This window comes from Propionispira arboris (genome assembly GCF_900109225.1).
GTDB lineage: Bacteria > Bacillota > Negativicutes > Selenomonadales > Selenomonadaceae > Propionispira > Propionispira arboris.
Window position 1 is genome coordinate 18,166 of the sequence record NZ_FNZK01000010.1, and the last position, 18,546, is coordinate 36,711.

At 32.7% G+C, this 18,546-nt stretch carries 14 protein-coding genes; 13 read left to right on the top strand and 1 reads right to left on the bottom strand.

The features are described 5' to 3' along the window. The first annotated feature begins 117 nt into the window (after positions 1-117). The 7 genes from BMY14_RS10650 to BMY14_RS10680 all read left to right on the top strand — a co-directional run bounded on the left by BMY14_RS10650 (position 118) and on the right by BMY14_RS10680 (position 5,322). Entirely contained in the window at positions 118-1,071 is a 954-nt protein-coding gene (locus BMY14_RS10650; RefSeq protein ID WP_091831594.1) for a hypothetical protein, read from the top strand. 94 nt (positions 1,072-1,165) lie between these two features. After that, positions 1,166-1,735, top strand: coding sequence for a hypothetical protein (locus BMY14_RS10655; protein ID WP_091831596.1), 570 nt, complete (start codon positions 1,166-1,168; stop codon positions 1,733-1,735). 33 nt (positions 1,736-1,768) lie between these two features. Then, entirely contained in the window at positions 1,769-2,266 is a 498-nt protein-coding gene (locus BMY14_RS10660; protein WP_091831598.1) for a hypothetical protein, read from the top strand. A gap of 667 nt (positions 2,267-2,933) precedes the next feature. Further along, the gene (locus BMY14_RS10665; protein WP_091831600.1) at positions 2,934-3,341 is read left to right on the top strand and encodes a ribbon-helix-helix domain-containing protein; all 408 of its coding nucleotides are present in this window, start codon (positions 2,934-2,936) and stop codon (positions 3,339-3,341) included. Then, a complete protein-coding gene (locus BMY14_RS10670) occupies positions 3,328-3,837 on the top strand; it encodes a relaxase/mobilization nuclease domain-containing protein (RefSeq protein ID WP_177177552.1) in 510 nt (169 codons plus the stop codon). The genes BMY14_RS10665 and BMY14_RS10670 overlap by 14 nt, the downstream gene beginning before the upstream one ends. A gap of 15 nt (positions 3,838-3,852) precedes the next feature. Further along, positions 3,853-4,050, top strand: a complete 198-nt coding sequence (locus BMY14_RS10675; protein WP_091831603.1) for a MerR family transcriptional regulator — start codon at positions 3,853-3,855, stop codon at positions 4,048-4,050. 96 nt (positions 4,051-4,146) lie between these two features. Next, complete coding sequence (locus tag BMY14_RS10680) at positions 4,147-5,322, top strand: site-specific integrase (RefSeq protein ID WP_177177553.1); 1,176 nt, start codon at positions 4,147-4,149, stop codon at positions 5,320-5,322. 464 nt (positions 5,323-5,786) lie between these two features. Here the strand turns inward: BMY14_RS10680 and BMY14_RS10685 are convergent, their stop codons facing one another. Continuing rightward, positions 5,787-8,306, bottom strand: coding sequence for a DEAD/DEAH box helicase family protein (locus BMY14_RS10685; RefSeq protein WP_091831607.1), 2,520 nt, complete (start codon positions 8,304-8,306; stop codon positions 5,787-5,789). A 401-nt stretch (positions 8,307-8,707) separates the two neighbouring features. Between BMY14_RS10685 and BMY14_RS10690 the strand changes: the two genes are divergently transcribed. The 6 genes from BMY14_RS10690 to BMY14_RS10715 are packed head-to-tail and all read left to right on the top strand — an operon-like array spanning position 8,708 to position 18,205. Then, positions 8,708-10,963, top strand: coding sequence for a dynamin family protein (locus BMY14_RS10690; RefSeq protein ID WP_177177554.1), 2,256 nt, complete (start codon positions 8,708-8,710; stop codon positions 10,961-10,963). A gap of 3 nt (positions 10,964-10,966) precedes the next feature. Continuing rightward, positions 10,967-13,315 (top strand): dynamin family protein, encoded by a 2,349-nt coding sequence (locus BMY14_RS10695; RefSeq protein WP_091831611.1) that lies wholly within the window; start codon positions 10,967-10,969, stop codon positions 13,313-13,315. After that, positions 13,305-15,692 (top strand): dynamin family protein, encoded by a 2,388-nt coding sequence (locus BMY14_RS10700; RefSeq protein WP_091831613.1) that lies wholly within the window; start codon positions 13,305-13,307, stop codon positions 15,690-15,692. Before BMY14_RS10695 ends, BMY14_RS10700 begins: the two co-directional genes overlap by 11 nt. Beyond that, positions 15,689-16,849, top strand: coding sequence for a hypothetical protein (locus tag BMY14_RS10705; protein ID WP_091831615.1), 1,161 nt, complete (start codon positions 15,689-15,691; stop codon positions 16,847-16,849). The genes BMY14_RS10700 and BMY14_RS10705 overlap by 4 nt, the downstream gene beginning before the upstream one ends. Next, positions 16,846-17,925 (top strand): coiled-coil domain-containing protein, encoded by a 1,080-nt coding sequence (locus BMY14_RS10710; RefSeq protein WP_091831617.1) that lies wholly within the window; start codon positions 16,846-16,848, stop codon positions 17,923-17,925. Before BMY14_RS10705 ends, BMY14_RS10710 begins: the two co-directional genes overlap by 4 nt. Continuing rightward, a complete protein-coding gene (locus BMY14_RS10715; RefSeq protein WP_091831619.1) occupies positions 17,915-18,205 on the top strand; it encodes a hypothetical protein in 291 nt (96 codons plus the stop codon). Before BMY14_RS10710 ends, BMY14_RS10715 begins: the two co-directional genes overlap by 11 nt. Positions 18,206-18,546 lie beyond the last annotated feature (341 nt).

Consider the following 18,546-nt stretch of genomic DNA (forward strand, 5'->3'; position numbering starts at 1 on the left):
TACGACAGACAGATATACACGGGAACGTGTAGTTTGATAATTGGAGGGCATCAGCAGTGACTGGTGCCCATTTTAGGTTCAATCGAAAACAGATAAAGAATAGGGGATAAAGGTGAGATGAAAAAAAGAATTTTGGCGGTAGGTATTTTATTTCTTATGGTATTTTTAATTACAGGCTGTGGTGGCGATGATAAGGCCAACGCTTTGACCAGTCTTGACCAGAGAACCAACGTTGTGCGAGATGGGCATTTGAATGAACATCCTGACGTAAAGATCAGTGATGCCTATAATGCATTTTTCAGTAATCCACAATGGAAATATTTTGAAAGCAAGGATGGCAAAAAAGTTGTGGAATTCAGTGGTAACTGCATGTATCAAGAAAAAGAAATCAATGTAAGGCAACAATTTATTCTGGGGGATGGAAATAGTTTTACGGTAGGAGCATTATCTTTCAATGAAATAGAGCAGAATAAATTAATTTCGGCAGCATTGATTTCAAAAGTATACGATGAATATTATAAGAAAAATTTAGGCACTAACCCATCAGAGCAAAAAATAGGAGTAATTCAAAAAGCACAAAAATTGCTGAATGATAAAGGTGTACAAGGTACTGTCTTAGCGACTTCTTTAGAACATAGTTCGGATGGTTTTTTATCGTTGGTAAAAAACGATAAGCAATATAAGTATATTCTTTGTGATAATGTAAATCAGCAAATTGCTGAAGTACCATTTTCGTGGAAAACATATAATTTCCTTGAAAATAAAAAACAAAAGAATGCACCACCACTTATATTTGATATGATAATTTTAAATGCTGTTCAAGATCTGGACCTAAAGGATGGGGCTTGGAATGGCGTTAATCATACGATTCCAATGTATGCACTATACAAATTTGATGGAAATGGGAACGTAATACCGGGTATGCTGTATAGTGGATGGAGTGCGAAGCCGTCACATTATCAGGAACCTCTAAAAGAACAGAAAAATGTGGATATAGCCAATTTGTTTTTGACAGAAATGGTAGCATTACATGAAAATGTTCACTCAAATAAAGTTGACTTACCTGACTGATTGTGAGGGGAATGCATGTAAGTAACGAAAAAAATAGATGTTTATTTTGTATTGGTAGCATATAAATATTTATAAAATTTGCGAGGACTGAAATATGATGTTAAAAAAATACAAGATATTATGCCTCATCGGGTTTATTATGGTTTTGTTTTCCAATGTGGTTTTTGCTGCTTCTTTTCAAACCGTAGCGGACACATTTTTGTCGCTTTATAAAGTAAATGAGGTAGATAAGAGTATTCTATATAATGAAGACATGCGTAAAATAACGATTCGTATCCACAAAGTGGCTACTACAACAGATGAAATGCTTGTTTATAAAGATCAAACGGTTATTTATCAAAAGGAAATGCCTCATAACTGGTCATATAGGATTTATCAATTAAAAAATGCCAGCGATGATCGTTTCGTTTATGCGATTAACTCTAACAAGGATCATTGGCTGATGGGCTATGATGCTACGAAAGATAAATGGCAGGTTTATGCATCTAGTGCTGATTTTTATAATTCAGTACAAGGGGATCCATGGATTCAAGAAAAACATGGTGATATAATTTTGTCGTTTCATGATATGGGAAAAGACAATCCAACACAGGAATACAGATTGTTCTGGGATACTCGTTCCAATTGGTTTGGGTATGAAGATTTAGGAATACATAGTAATTAAAAAATGAAATTATAAATTTGGGAGGTTCTATCAATGAGGAATATAGGCAAGCATTTGCATATTGCGAGGCTTTTGGTGGCAGGTTTTTTAGGGTTAAGTATCAGTATGGCTATTGTTCCGTGTCAGGCTTACTTTAAAGGGGCACCCGCGTACAATTCAAATTATCGTCCTATTTATGCACATCAGGGCGTAGAAGTTTATGTGGATTTAGCGTCAATTCACATTATGAAGGAAGATAATAAGAATTTGGAATTTACTGTTCTTACCGCATTTTGTGAGGAAGATGCAGATATGGTCACTGAAAGCGGCAAGACGATGCACTTTTTAGTCAATAAAAGCACACGACAGGCTTGGATATGGGCAGAAAATAAACAAACGTGGATGTATCTTGATTTAAATAGAACACCATATGGCTATGAAGAAAGTTCATTTACAGCGGTTAACCTGTGCTATGCATATCTGCATGGTGAATTTTTAAATGATTCTTCCGGTGACGCAACAGCAGTTGGCGGAAATTATAAAGGCAATTAAACGGCAGAGAAAACATAAACAATTAGCTAGCTAAGTAAGGTGAATACCGAATAATATGGGGGCAGTTGATGAACTGTATTTTAGATTAAACACGGTTATTTTTGCTTGTTTTATTTTAAAACGTATATAACATAATAGTAATAGGGATAAGATATAAGAGTAGGCTTCGTCTACTCTTATATCTTTTTCACTCGATTTGATTCCGCTTAATCCTAAACATCTCATAAGTCAGTGGCTAGCAACACGCTAGCTGGAATGAGATAATATACCAAAGTAAAATTTTTTAAGCTTTTATAGTTTACTTGAAAAACTTGGAGAAGGTATATTTTTTCGTATCCAAATGTTATTGTGTTATATTGCGAAAGTTGAAATATTAATAGAAAACTAATGTAAATAAAAGATAGATAATGATATTTAACCTTAATAACATATTAATGATATATGTACAATATGATAACGAAGAATATCTGTAATATAATACTATATAAATAGAAGATAAGGTATAGGTAAAAAAGGGTGGCAAAAACAAGTTTAGAAAGTTATGTATAGAAATATACATAACAAGATAGCATTTGTATAGCAGCGATATTTAAAAAAATATTTTCATACGAACAAAAATGTAATTGAGATAATCAATTACATTTTATTATTTTGGAGATGATTCGTAATGAAAAAGCAAAGCGTAGGAAAAGAAAAACAAATTAATGTAAGGCTGGATGAGAAGTCATTTTTGATGTTACAAGACAAACAAAAAATGACTGGATTAACAGCCAGCGAAATTGTTCGAGAATTAATTCAACATGGTGCTGTTAATTATATGCCAGAAGGCAAAGCGATTCTTGGGCAAGTCACAACTTTTCGTGATGAAGTCAATCAGGCTACATTGAAAATTGATGAACAGATCAATTTTGTAAAAAAAGAAATTCTTGAATTGAAAAATGATCCTCAAAAGTGTGGGTATTCTATTGAACAAGAATTGCACAGAAAAGAAATGGAATTAGAAAGTTTACGCAAAATTTGGCAACAAGAAAAAGAAAAAGCCAGTAAAGGGGTTGATGATTGTGTCAGTATTTAAAGTTATCTCTAATGAGAATAATACGCCAGAAATTTTATACGATAAAATAATTTATATTATGAATCATTCGGCAACTCAATTAGATTATATTTATGGTGTTAATGTTAATCCTTTTATGGCGTATAAAGAAATGATTTTCGCAAAAAAAGTGTTTGGTAAAATGCAGGGGAATGCGTTTTTGCACTTTGTTCTAAGTTTTGATAATGAAGATAAAATTAATTTTTCTACAATAATGGAAGTTGGCAAAAAAATTGGATATTTCTTAGCATACAATAATATCGTTGGATCACATCAAGTTTTATTGGCTATGCATACAGGAACGGATAATGTGCATTTTCATTTCCTTATGAATACGATAGATATTAAGTCTGGAGCTAGAATCGATTTATGGAAACCAGAGCTTTATGCAATGAAGGATAGAATCAGTGAGATTTTACAATCGTATGATTTATCGACGATTAGAAAATATACTTTAGCAGATTTTAAGACGGCTTGAAAGGAGCAGAAAATTATGGATACTAAAATTTTGTCGGAAAAGCAATTAGCAGCGGAATTACAATTATCATCTTGGACTGTTAGATCCTTGAGATTGCAAGCTGGGCTTCCGTACTTTAGGACAGCTGGAAGGATTTTTTATAGAATGTCCAGTGTCATAGAGTGGATGAGCGAAGAAGAAAAGAAAAATATGGAAAAGCACATATCCGCTTAAAATAAAATTCATGGATAGGAAAATGCAGTCACAAAAATGTGGCTGCATTTTTTATATGAAAATTTTATACGGAAATATAGAAAAGAGGTAAATATTATGCCATCAAAAATGAGAAAACGTGGAGAAAATTCATATGAATTGACGGTTACAAATGGGTATGATTTTCAAGGGAAACAGATTATGATTCGGAAGACGATCCAAGCTACTAGTGATAGAGATGCAAGAAAACAGTATAGTCAGTTTGAAGCCGAAGTCAGAAGTGGGGCTATTATTAAAACAGGCAAACTAAAACTTGCAGAATTTGCTGAACAATGGTTTAGGGATTATTGCCAGGTGAAGCTTGCACCTATGACATTGCGTAATTATAAAAGATATCTAGAAAGAAGAATAATACCAGCAATGGGACACATTGATATGGTTGATTTGAAACCATATCATATTGTACCTTTTATTAATAGTTTACTAACGCCGGAGAAAAGGCTTGATGGTAAATCTGAACCTGTTACGGGGCAAGCTGCGGCCTATTGTTATCGAGTACTGTCATCTATGTTAAATACAGCTGTGAAATGGCAGGTGATTCCATCCAATCCTTGCGATAGAGTTGATCCACCAGTTATAAAAAGACCTCATACAAGTGCTTTTACAGAAAATGAAGCGCTGAATATGTTGAATATGCTCTCTAATGAAGAAATAAAGTACAGAATTATGATTTCATTAGCGGTGACAACAGGATTGAGGTTGGGTGAATTGTTAGGTCTCATGTGGACAGATATAGATTTTTATAGAAATGTTTTGCAGGTTAACAGAAGTTGTCAGTCGTTAGCTGGACATGGCGTATTTACAAAGGAACCAAAGAATGAAAGTTCAATTCGTTGCGTAACATTGCCCAATACTATAATGGAAATGTTTATACAGTATAAAGCATGGCAGGATCAAGAAAAAGCTCAATTGGGGAATCAATGGATGCAAGGCGATTGGGTATTTACCACATGGAATGGATCACTTTTAAATCCATCGACAGTATCACATTGGTTCCATAAATTTTTGAAGCGTAACGGTTTGCCAGAGATCCCTTTTCATGGATTACGGCATACTTCAGCCACTTTGTTGTTAAGTGAAGGGGCTTCCCTTAAAAATGTAAGCAGCAGATTAGGTCATTCCGATATAAGAACGACGGGGAATATCTATGCGCATGCGTTACAAAGTGTGGATAAACAGCTGGCTCAAAAGATGGATGTGTTTTTGAATAAAGGTTCAGATAAAGAGCTATGAATTTAAAATGAATAAGAACGGTTTGGTTTCTTAGGTCGGCAATAGAATGGTATTTCGAAAGGATAAGAATATAGATGCTTTTAAGAATGTAGATCCGGTGGAAAGTAACCTTCGTTCTGTTTTTATTAAATATAGATTATAGTAATAGAAGACAAAAAACGGCATTTTTAAATAAATGCCGTTTTTAGGTGTAATTATTTTGCTTAGCGGATTTTTATTAGCTTTATGAAATCAATAGTAGCAAGGGGATTGAGCATTCTATAAAAAGCGCGATAAAAAACGGCAAGCAACTATAATAACGTGTATGGCCGTTTTGTGTTTTGTTGATATTTGTGTTACCTGTTTTGTTTTTAGAATTTTAGTTATTAAATTGATGTATAATAATTCTCTAAAAGGATATTTGCTTTATAGACTTGGTTCATTGACTCAAGAGTCTTAGCCAGTTTGGTTTTTGTATAAGAGCTCTACTCTTTTAGCAATAACCAATAGGTTGATTTTTTTTGTGTGATAACCGCGAACGAGCTTTTTTCGATATGATAATCAGGACTTTTGTCAGTGAGACATTTATTTATTTTGTTTAAAGAATATGGAGCAGACTTTGTTTTATCTTCCGGTCGCTTTCCATACGCATTTTTATATAGAGACTCAAACTTGTTTTTGAATGTATTTTGTTTGATTGAATCCATCCCGTAATCCAGATAAATTTTTTTTTTGTCTACTTGCAATTTGAATTTGGATTCTGGTTGTGCATTTTCGTCAAGAAAATGAATCAGTTCTTCGATGGAATCTTTAGTCTGTTGTACTTGCTGTTTTTGTATTGGCGAACTACAATAATTTTTCATATTGAACGACGCTATTTGTTCAATCCAGACAAGTTGCTCTATAATAGTAACATCAATTGTAGCATCATATTTTTGGCTTTTATGATTAAAAATAGACCGATATTTTTCTTGTTCAGAGATTAATATGGTTTTCTTCTCTTGTAAATCCTCTAGGTCCTTAAGTGGTGGATTAGTAGTTAATATAGTTTCAATTTTGTCAATTTCATTTGAAAAAAATTCGTATTTTTTCAAATAAGAATAATCAGTAAAGGATAGATGTGGATTATCTTCGGAGAGATTACCATTTCTGCTTTTTTCCAGATCACTAAGTTGTTGAGCTAGTTCTTTTGGCTTGAGATTGTTCCAGCTTTCAGGAATATGGATATTTTCATCTGAAATTAAAGAAGGTTCTGTGCCAGGCTGTTTCGATATTATCTTTTCTAAAAATTTAGATTCATTTAATAAATTTATTTTTGCAAGGTGATTGTACATTAACTTTTCATTTTTCTTTAATCCAAAGATGTTTTTAATGTGACTATCCTGCTGTATTAAACGATCATGGAAATTCCGCCGTTCTCTAGGATCCATGGTGTCAAAATCGGTAAGATCGTTCAAAATCCTCCTTTTAGTGGAAAAAATTTTTTTTAGATACGTAGAACTATATGCGGGAATATATAAATTTACTTGTATACGATTAGTCTTGTCAATCCGCAGCCTTCCTAACATTTGCAAGAATTGAGTGCGATCAAAAAGGAAAATAACGATGTGTTTGACAGCTGTATCAGAAATATTGACACCATTTTCTATAACTGAAGTGGAGATTAAGACCTTAGCTGGAAAGGTTTCAGTTTTGACGATTTGTGTATAATTATCAGCGTCGATAGCATCTTGATGGTTATTGGATGAGTATTTAGATTCCATGCTTATAAAAGTAGCCGTATTTTCAGCCTCTTTGTTAAGTTCGTTTTTTAGGAATTCACCAGCCTTTTTAGAGGGGACAAATACTATCCATTTTTCTTTTGGCTTTTCAATAAGCGTAGTTTTAATTATTCCTAAAATTGGACAATATTGATGTAAAGCATTGTCTTTGTTATTTTCATTGTTTTTCTTTGATGAGGAGGAAAAAGAAAAATATTTTGGCTGAATGTAATCGTAGTTGCGAGTTATATCATAGATAACAGCATTTTTTTTATTATAAAGAGGCGTTAGTGGTATGGTTTTATTGTTGTGACTGTAGGAAACAAATGTATTTGGTGAATCTGAATCTAAATCCAGATTAAAGTAAAAGTTGGGAGTAGGTATTCCTACTCGAAAGCTAATTTGTGGCAATGAAAATGGAAATGGAAAAGAATAATAGATATCTTTATTATTGGCAATATGTTTTTCACAGAACTTACTAAATAGAAAAGGGAGAGACACTTGTTTGACGTAAAGTGCAAGAGGCGTATTAGGATTATCGAGTGTGAAATCAGCATCGTTGGCAAATAATGGGATTTGAGAGTTGTCTGTGATGGAAGCAATGTTCGGTAAACATTCTTTTTTGATAATGCAAGGAATAACATCATCTAGTGTTGCTGACATATATATTCGAATAGAATTTTTAAATCTTGTAGTAATGGTTTGGAGAATATGCTCGGTTATATGGTTAAATTTTGCATCTGAAAAGAAAAAATGACATTCATCTATAATGACAAAAGCATATTTGTCGTTTAATAAATCTTGATTTCCTAACAAACTTTGATATGAACAAATTTTTATATTTCCAAAATCAAAATAGTTATCGAAGCCCTTATCACTATAATTTTCTAATTCTGGTACATATTTTTTGTCGTGTCTGTCAGTTAGGAAATCAATTTTTTCTGCAAGACGTTGTTTTGTTTGCCGACCCAATGCAATTCTGTTACTGAGTATTAAAATTTTTTCTGGCAGGAAAGAAGTATTTTGATTGTGCTCTAAAATAGCAGGAACCAGGGTGTTTTCAATAAAATAATTTTTCCCCGAGCCAGTTTGTGCAGAAATAAAAACAGGGGTTTTTGGAGTCCATTTATAAAGCCAGTCATTGCCGATAGCTTCGCTAACAGATGAATTATCAAAAACGTTATATTGTGTATTTTTTAAATAGCTCATAGGTGAGTCATTGTTGCGAAAAAGCGTTGTGCTCATTATTATGTCATCCTCCTTATTAAGAGCAAGATAAATATCTATAAAAATGAATTTCTATTAAAAAAAAAGATGTCCTGCTGAGAATTCAAAAAAATTAAAAATGACCATCGGTATTGCAGAAAATATTTATAGCATCGAGGCATCAATATCCATTATTTTAGAAAAGGAACGATCCTAATCATTTTTACAGGCTGTTTGGAAATATTTAGGATGAGAAACGCAAAGGTGACAAATTATTTACTAGGGAAAATATATCTTAAAATGAGCTGTTTTGCCTAAGAATATAACTAGAACAGAATGTTGGAAATGACAATATTGGTAAAAAAAGGCTTGCGTAGAAGCGTGTCGAATATTATTTAAATAGTTTACCAACTATAAGCTTGTGAGGTGATGATATGGTAATGAATAAAACAGATCTGTTGCATATTATAGACAAAATAAAATTGCTACCCTATATAACAGAAGATATGAAAGAAAAGTATGGTCTACTGCTTAGTGAAATGGAGAGGAGCATGTATGAGCAAGAACTGCGCATTGCAGTTGTTGGTGAGTTTAGTTCAGGAAAATCTACATTTTTGAATGCCCTGATTGGAAAGGACTTGTTTCCGCATGCAGTTACGGAAACAACAGCAACGATTACATATATTCATAATGTTATGCCGGATGATTCTCGCTGCAATTCGATGCGAGTTGATTTTTACGATGAAAAAAAGGAAGCAATTACTCTGGATTTTGCAGACAACCAATCTATTTTAAAAGATTATTTAACGACAGAATCAAAGATACTTAATGTAGCACAAGATATACAAGCTGTACACGTATTTTGCAAAGTATTTCCTGACAATCGAAATATTACTATTGTTGATACACCCGGTTTAAATGGAATGGCCGAAGGGCATAGGAAAATTACGATTGAGGAAATATCAAGAGCACATGCTAGTATTTATTTGTTTAATATTCGTGGAGTTTCAGCAACGGAATTGGATGTTTTGAAGCTTTTGATGGTATACCAGAGCCATTTCATTTTTGTTTTGAACTTCATTGATCATTTAAATATTGATGAAGGTGAAACTGCTGAAAATAAACTGTGTGAGTTTAAAAAACAGTTATCACAGTATGGAACGAATGAATGTATTTCTGATAAAGCATGTTTTGCGATATCCGCGTTGTATGCATTAGTTGCCAGAGATAAAAGTATAAAAAAATTATATAAAGATGATATAACAGAGGTCACGGATGAACAACGTGAAAAATTAATTATAGACTCTCATATGCAAAACTTAGAAACATATTTATGGAATTTGGCAGGGGAAAACTTTGCGACCTTTTTGCAGCAGGCGGTTCAGAGTAAGGTACTATTAATATTAAAAGAAATGCAGGATGATATAAATTATTATCAAATGCAACGCAGTATCGTTAATTCAGAAAATAATAAAAATGCAATACAAGATCAGTTGGTTCAACGCAATAGTCGCTTTATGACATATCAGCAAAATTTGCAGGAGTATATTCAAAGAGAATGTAGTTCTCTTCAGAATGCGTTAAGCGACAAAGTAAGAAAGAATATAAAAGATTTTGAAATGGAAAAAAAACGAGAAATAAATGAACTTCAGATTGAAAATGATGAAGACATAGAGGCGTTTGTTCGAAATACGAACTCTGCTAAACAACAAATGACGGTTCAATATCAATATCAAGTCTTAAATTTGTTGGAGTCGGTTTATCAGAATTCTATCTGTAAAGCAGACGCATTTGTTTCTAAAGTGCAGATACAAAATAATGGCGATATTGCTTTTCAAAAGATGGAGGAACCGCAAGATGTAATGACAATAAGAAAAAAAGTTGATGAGTATGACGCACAAATCAATGAACTTGGTGATAAATTAGATAAAGAAAAAGCCGAAAGAAATCAATTGAAGCGTGATGTTGCAAAATGGCGGGATGCAATTCCCTGTAAGGAAACGGAAAAAAATCGAGCAATAGCCATGACTGATATAGCCATTAAACAGCTGAGCATATGCCCAGCAATAGAAGAAAAACCTGTTACTAGGTATCGTGAGAAAGAAACTCACTGGTATAATCCATTTTCATGGGCTGGCGGGATGGAAACTTATACAGCGTATGAAAAAGATTCATCAAAAAAGAGCGTATGGGAGAGAAAAAAGGCAGAGCTTGAATTTGTTAAAAAAGAAAAAATACGAAATTTTAACTACGACATCGAAGAATTGCAAAGCAAAATTGAGCTGACCGAACAGAAAATAAACAAGGCAGATTTGATTCGTGAATATTTATATCGAATAGAGCATGTCGAAACATACAAAAAAGAGTATCTTGCATTACAAGAAAAAATGCAAAAACAAGCACATCAGGAATTTTTGCAGAGTGAACGAAAAAAAATTCAAGAAAAAATAGACGACTTTACGAGACTTGTGGGTGAAACATTAGTGCAATCAATAAAGCTAGCAGTCGAAGAAAATAAAAATAGAATATGTACGGATGTTTTGCGGCATCATGGTTTGCTGTGGGAAACCGAAGTGAAAAGATTAAATGGGCTGATGAATAAATATCAAAAAAGCAATGTAACAGAAAATGGAATATCTTTATTCAAAAAGCAAGTCGAATTACTTATAGGTATATTTCATGTAGGAGTTGAATAAATAATGAGTGAAATAAAAAATGAAGCAATACTGTACAAAAAAGCTCATTCAGAGAGAAAAAACAATATAATGTCATTGCTTCTCGATACAAAAAAATTTTTTCTTGAATATCATAAAGAACAGGCCGATACGTTTGAAAAATTATATGATGATTTAAAAAACGGGGATTTTTCAATTGTTGTAGTTGGTGAATTTAGTGCGGGTAAGTCAACTTTTTTAAATGCACTAATGCAAAAAGTTTATTTGCCTTCCTATTCAAGTGAAACTACGGCGACGGTGAATTTTTTAAAGCATATAGATAAAGCACCTGACGGGCATAGTTTGTGCGTATATTATAATGATACTCAAAAGGAAACATTATATGGCATAGCGAATGAAAATTCATTGGCTGATTTTGTCACCACAAGAAGCTCACTGGATGTTGCTTCACAGATTAATCGAGTTGAATTATATGTAGATTCAAAGTTTTTAGAAGATGGTGTCGTCCTAGTTGACAGCCCAGGGTTGAATGGTGTGGCCAAGGGGCATCGTGAAATAACAGAAAAGCAGATTGAAAAATCACATGCTTGTATTTTTTTGTTTTCCGCTGAACAGCCAGGACGTTGTAGCGATTTTGATTTTTTGCAGCAGTTGACCGCAAAAGTAGACCGCGTTTTTCTCGTGTTAAATAAAATTGACATGATTAAAGAAGAGGAACAAACCGTGGTTGATGTGGTTCGTATTATTAAAGATAGCTATCATATTAAGTTTCCTAATGCCAAAATACCGGAAATTTATCCAGTGGCGGCTTATCCGGCTTTGGTTGCTCGTTCTGATCGACCATTATCTTATCTGCAAAAAAAAGAGCATTCGGGTGAAGCGAAAGCATCATATTTAAAAAATTCGCAAATTGAAGCTTTTGAAGAACGTTTATGGAAGTTTTTAACGTGTGGAGAAAAAACAAAAGAAGAATTAATGGCACCTATCCAGAAAATAGAAAAATTGGTTGATCAATATCGACAAATGCTTATGAATAAAAAATCGGTATTAGAAGAAAGGAAAGATACAGGTGAACTGGAAAATGCAATTCTCATGTTGCAAGATGAAATACAAAAATTGAATATAGAAACGACCGATCAAAATAACCAAGTCGCTAAAATGCTAAAAACTGCAATTAGGTCTTTAGAAATAGAAGTAAAAAACGTGCAAAGAAGAGTTGGTGACAACTTTAAAGCGCAGATCGATGATTGGGTAAGTATTGAAGATATTGCCAGTGAAGTGAAAAATTTTCAAACTAACGTAGTATCTGCTTATACTCGTGAGATTGAAGATCTATTTTATACTTTTGACAATCAAATTAGTGACTCGATTTTTGGAATTGTTTCCGGTAATTTAATGGAAATTGATAAAAAACTAGCAACTGTTAGTAAAATAGCTCTAGAAATTCAAACAGAGCCGAATTTGGAAAATATTATAAAATATCATAATAAAGATAAGTATGATGAAGATATAGAGAAAATCGAAAAAGACTTACAATCTTTAAATGATAGTGTAGAACAAGGAATCTATGATCTTAAGTCGGCTGAGAATATTACTAAAGAACGTGACAATTTAAATAAAAATTTGCAAAAGATAAAAGATGATAAATTATTGTCAGTTGAGTCTTTTATACCTCCCATAAGATATAATGAGAAAGAGGAGAGAATTTTGCGCGATCGCCGTGGTTGGGGCGGGAAATTAATGCAAATATTCGTTGGGAAAAAAGATGATATTAAGATGGTAACTAATAGGGATGATAGTGATCAAAAAGATTTTCTGCAAAAACGAAAGATAAAATTAGAAGAATACGAAAAACAAGAAAATGAAATAAAAGTGGAATTATCTAATTTGGGGAAACCAAATTCTCTCCTTGATTATGAACAAATATGTTCCAAAGAAAAACGATTGCGTGCAGTTAAAGAAAAAGAATTAGAAGAGTTTAAAAAAGACTTCAAAGAAAAATTTGAAAAGGGAAATAGGGAGTCATTAAGGAAATTAAAAATTCAATTACGAAGGTTTTTGGACGACTGTTACGATGAGATACATAAGCAGATTCAAAATGAGTATAGCCAAAAGCAACGGAAAATTGCAGAGCTTTTGAATGAACAGATTAACGCGTCTACAATTGAAATCATTATGAATAAACAGCAACAGATCGAAAATGTACAAAGTCAATTGAAATCGTCGGTAGAAGAACGCAATGATAAAATCGCAGAGTACCAAAATCAAATAGAAGTAAGTGGTGTGTTGTTACAAAAAGCAGCTTCGTTGAGACTGGATATTGAGGTAATCGAAACGGATATGATCAAAATGGAGGATTATAGTGAAAAATAAATTAGAACAAACTATTGTTGTTGCTAAATATTTAGATGATAGCAAAAATATATCAATACTCGAACATATGCTTAATACTTACCAAAACAAACAGTTCTATTTGCCGTTTATTGGCCAATTTAGTGCAGGTAAATCAAGGTTAATTAATGAATTATTGGGAGAAAAAATTCTTCCAGTACGGTTAACAGAAACAACAAGTGCAATTACTGAAATTTCTTATGGAAACAATGCAATTGTATTGCATATGAAAGATGGAAGTACGGACTGTCGTGAACTATCTGATTTGTTGCAAATCTATCAGGGGAATTCTGAACTGGAGATTGAGACGATTCAAAACATTGATGTTGCATTGGAAAATGAACTATTGCAAGCTGGTATGATTCTTGTCGATACACCGGGGCTTAATACAATCATTGAGCAGCATGAGCGGTTTTCCTATGAAATATTGCCGTATGCAGGTGCAGTGATTTATGTGATGGAAAAATCATTAACGCAGACAGACAAACGAATCATTGAAAATTTAGGAAAATTAGGAATCAAATTAATTTTTGTAAGAACGAAAATTGATTTGATTCATGATACAGAAGATGAACTCGATTCAGTCTTAGAAAAAGACAAGAATACTCTGAAAAGCGTTTTGGCAGATAAAAATGATTTGCTATATTATGCAGTAAGTGTAGAGGATTCTTCAATTACTCCTGCTGATAGAAAAATGAGTTGGCAGGCATTTGAAAATTATTTAAAAATATCTTTAGTTGACAATATCACGGCGGTTTGTGAAGTTTCGACCCAACATAGATTGGAAAAAATTTGCAGTGAATTACAAGAACAGCTAAAAAGAAAACTAGTAGCAATACAAAGCCAAAAAGAAAAGAGCATCCAAGAAATAGAAGCAAATTTAATAGATGTAAACAGGTTAGAGGAGGATTTTTTAGATAATAAAAAGGCGATTGCTCTTGAACAGAAGCGAAAATTAAGTAAGCTAAATAGCTATCTAATTGATTCTACAGAGATGAAGGTACAGCAGTCAGTTCATCAATATGAGAATAAACTACAGCAAATCAGTGATCGCAATGAATTATACAAAAACGGAAATGAACTGATGCGAAAAGATGGTGACTTATTACTTGCTGCCTTGAAAAAAAATATCTCCGTAGAAACAAAACAATATTTTAGTTCCCTAAAACAAGAGTATATTACTTGTTTACAAGGGCTCGCTAGTATACTAGAGGTTTCAGCGGATATGCAAGACGTAGAGACGGAGCAGCCGCAAGACATAGATTCTATCAGCCAATATATGGATGAGAAAATCTATTTTTATCAGCAAAATTTAGCGGATTTAAAACTTCTTAGTCATAAAAATGACAATGAATTAAAAAATATGGGACTTCAGCGGGATGAAATAGAACAGCTTTTGAAGGAGACGGCTGAACAAAAAAATGCTGCATCTAGTCAGATAAATGAATTAGGACCGTATGTTCCAAATATGATACAAATTGAAGGCAATGATGATGGATCGAAATTGGGTCGAAAAATCGGTGATACATTGGATGTTGCAATAACACTAGCGATGCTTTTTTGCCCAGCCACAACAGCTAGCGGAGCAGCAAAAGGGGCTGCCCTAGCTGGTAAAGGTGCCAAAATAGTGAAAAATGTATCGAAAGTCAATAAAATTCTTGCGACAACTAGAAAAGCAGTTGATGGAGTTAAAAAAGTGGCTGAATTAGTAGCACAGCGGAAAAAAGAAAAAATGATGGAGACTAGCCCCATGGAACAGGGAAAAGAAGGTAGATTGAAATTTTTAGACTATCTTGATTTAGGTCATTGGGGAGAAACTATAGGGTCTACGTTTGATACACCAGCGATATTGCAGGAAGATCTTGAATTTAAGAGAGAATATGTGGAAGCACAAGGTATTCTTAACAGGAAATATAATGATGCTATAGAAAACCAAGTGCGTAAAGAACGTGAAAAACAAATACTGATAAGCGATCTGGCAGAAAAACAACGCAGGCAGGAACTGCTGGTGCGAAAAGAAAAACAAATACAGGTCGAGTTAGAAAAAAAACAGCAAGAAATTAGGAATAAACAGCTAGAAAGAGATATGGAAAAACATCGCCATCAGCTTTGTGATCAATATAAAGTCAAAGGTAAAGCGTTGCAGGAGCACCTGATGGAAAGGTGGGAACAGTATATGCATGAAAATATGATGCAAGTGGTTCTTTATAACACATTGGAAGTGGAAAAAGGTATACATAATGAGAGGGCCAGTCTTGAAGATATAATTGTTCATAAAAATGAAAGGAAAAGTTGTTATCAGCAAAAAGAGCAAGAAATAAGTGGCTATATGAAAATCTTACAGCAGAATGCCTTGTGAGAACATTATTTTCAATTGTAGAGCAATATCCGCAGATGGTTTTTATTGGTGATGGAAGATATCAATTACTTCGAGAAATTCAAAAAAGTTGTTATCAATTTACAATTCAAAATCAAATAAACGCAACTTATGATGTTGTGTTATATCCATGCACAAATATAAAGCCTTTTGCAAAACTTTACAATAGTGTCTATATTTCAATTGGTGATTTGGAAGAATTAGAACAGGCAGATACGATATATTTTCCTTTTTTTAAAGAGGATTTTGTTCCTGAACTCTGTTATTGTTTTTCTCGAGCAAATTTAAAAGAAAATTTTATGGAAAATAGAAATATTGAAAAATTGGTTCTCATAGATGAGTATCCATGGGGACAAGAAAGTCTCTCATGGTTGTTAAGACAGCTTGAATTTATGCTAGATCAACAACGACGATATATAGATGTACAGGTTGTGCTTTTATCTGATGAACGGCGCTATGGAGCAACGGATATCAGTGATAATAGAATGGCATTAGAAAAAGCCTGTGCTTTTTATCAAACAGAGACGATGTGTTCCAATATTACTGAATTTAGTACAGAAAAATTTTCTTTGAAATTGTTTGCCGCGAATCTCAAGAGAAATGATAAATTTCTACAAAGTTTTTTTGATGTTCAACAGAGAAAGTTTTCGAGACAAAAAGAACAATTTAGAGAAATGTTTGAAATTGAATGGAGTATGAAAGGTTATTTACAAAAAATAGAGTTTCATACAATTTTTGATTTTACACAAGAAATGGAAACAAAAGGTTATCAAGAAGTATGGGTTGAGTCTATTGGAAAATTTTTACAAAGGCATGTTTATCAGGACGTAGTTATATGGATAAGAAGTGAACTAGGAATTTTGTATAATGAAAAAGAAATACAAACTTTTTTATGTGAGTTAAAAAATGGATGGATTCAAAAAATTACAAAGATCATAAAAATGGAAAAAGTAGTATATCCTAAAACCAAAATCGAATATTATGAGTTCGTTTCAATAAGTCAACGACGTCAAATTGAAAAAATAACACAAGAGCATGTACAACAAAATATAAAAGATGCGATAGAGACCATTATTAATAAAAAGTATGAAGCTTGGATTGAAAAAGTGGAGAAAGACAGGGTGAGCCGTACACGATGAAAAATAGATTACTTATAGCAATATTGTCAGGAATCACATTGGTTTTATTTTGTGGGATTTTTGTTGTAGATCCGTCAATACGCATTATCATAGTAGGCGTATTTGGAACTTTGGCAGCTTGTTTAATATATATAGGATTAGATTTTATAAATACACGTTTGTTAAAGGATGAAGCAAAACGAGCAGAGACTTTGTCTGAAAAATTTAGTGGTTTGAGTGATATAGCGTTGACATGGCGAAAAGATTTTAATGATTATTTGGTGACAAGAAACGATACGCATAGAAATAATGGAATAGTTATATCACAAATTAGCGGTGAGATTAATCTTTTAATTGATTCAATAAGTAGACAAACAGAAACACTTCTGCAAATAAAAGAAGATGATAATATTGTGAAAAGTTTGGATGAAATTGAAGCACAGATTCAAACTTTAAATCGGATGAATGCAGAAACACAAAAAATGCATAATAAAACACTGCTAGAAAAATTTGAGGGGCTGGGCACACAAAATAAAGAAATTATTCAAAGTATGTATAATATAGAAAAAAATACTTGTGAGATAAATAAAATTAGTGAAAAACAATTTTTACATATGCAGGAAAATATAGAATTACTATTTAGGTCAGTCGAAAAGGTTGTATCTCAAGATGAAAAAGTTCAAGAGAAATTATCAACAGAGATTACTTCAATGCAGATGACTTTATTAGAAGTACAGAAACAGTTCGCTGAAAACGCTAAGATGCAATTGCAAGAGCAAACACAATTGATGCAAAACTATCTAAATAAGATGGAGAAAACAATAAAAGGGATAATGGAAAGCTTTGAAGATAATAGTCAGCAATGTCTTAATGGTATAGAAGACAATGTGAGCCATGACGTAAAGGCGCTATGCAATGATATATTGGATGTAGTTGAGACCATGGAAGTGCAACAAGAAGGTTTAAATAAAATCATCCAGGAGCAGCCTAAGCTTATTGAATCCTTTAAAAATGAATTGACTAATATGCATGAAGAATATTGTAGCATGAATGAAAACGATATTACTTTGATGGAGAAAATGCTAAATGCAAAATGAAGAAATATATTTTATTCAAAATGCGCTTATTCATCGAATAATAGAAAATATAAAAGAAGAAACGATTTATAATCAAGAGATTCAAAAAATATTAGCGCAAGCAGTGATGCGAAATAATCATCAAACAATTATGGACAGATTGGCGCTGATGAATGGTCTTATTGGTCAAATATACGAGAATTTGTCTTTGCGAAATTATCGTCGGGTTATGCATTTATTAATTATATTAGAATTGCAGAAAAGGAAATTAATGATTGTTGGAGAGTCATTAATTTCTTGATTATTGATGATAATTAAAAATATTTTAGCCTTAAAATAGAGGCTTCGGTCTTATTCTTATTTGATAATAAGGGGCATTAATGGTTAGCATGGTTAAGTCCTATTTTTATCGCTAATAGAATTTGGACATATATAACCAAAATACTATGGGGTGATTTTCATTTTGTTAGGGAAAACAATAGTTTGGCTGCAATCAATAAGAGCAAATATAATGTATCAGTTAATGAGAAATCGAATTTAAAAATGAAAGATGAAAAGAGTAAATAATTTGCATTTAAACTTTTTAATTTTGTTGTTTAAGTTAGTGAGAATATACTTTAGGAAGAGCGTGTATAGATATTT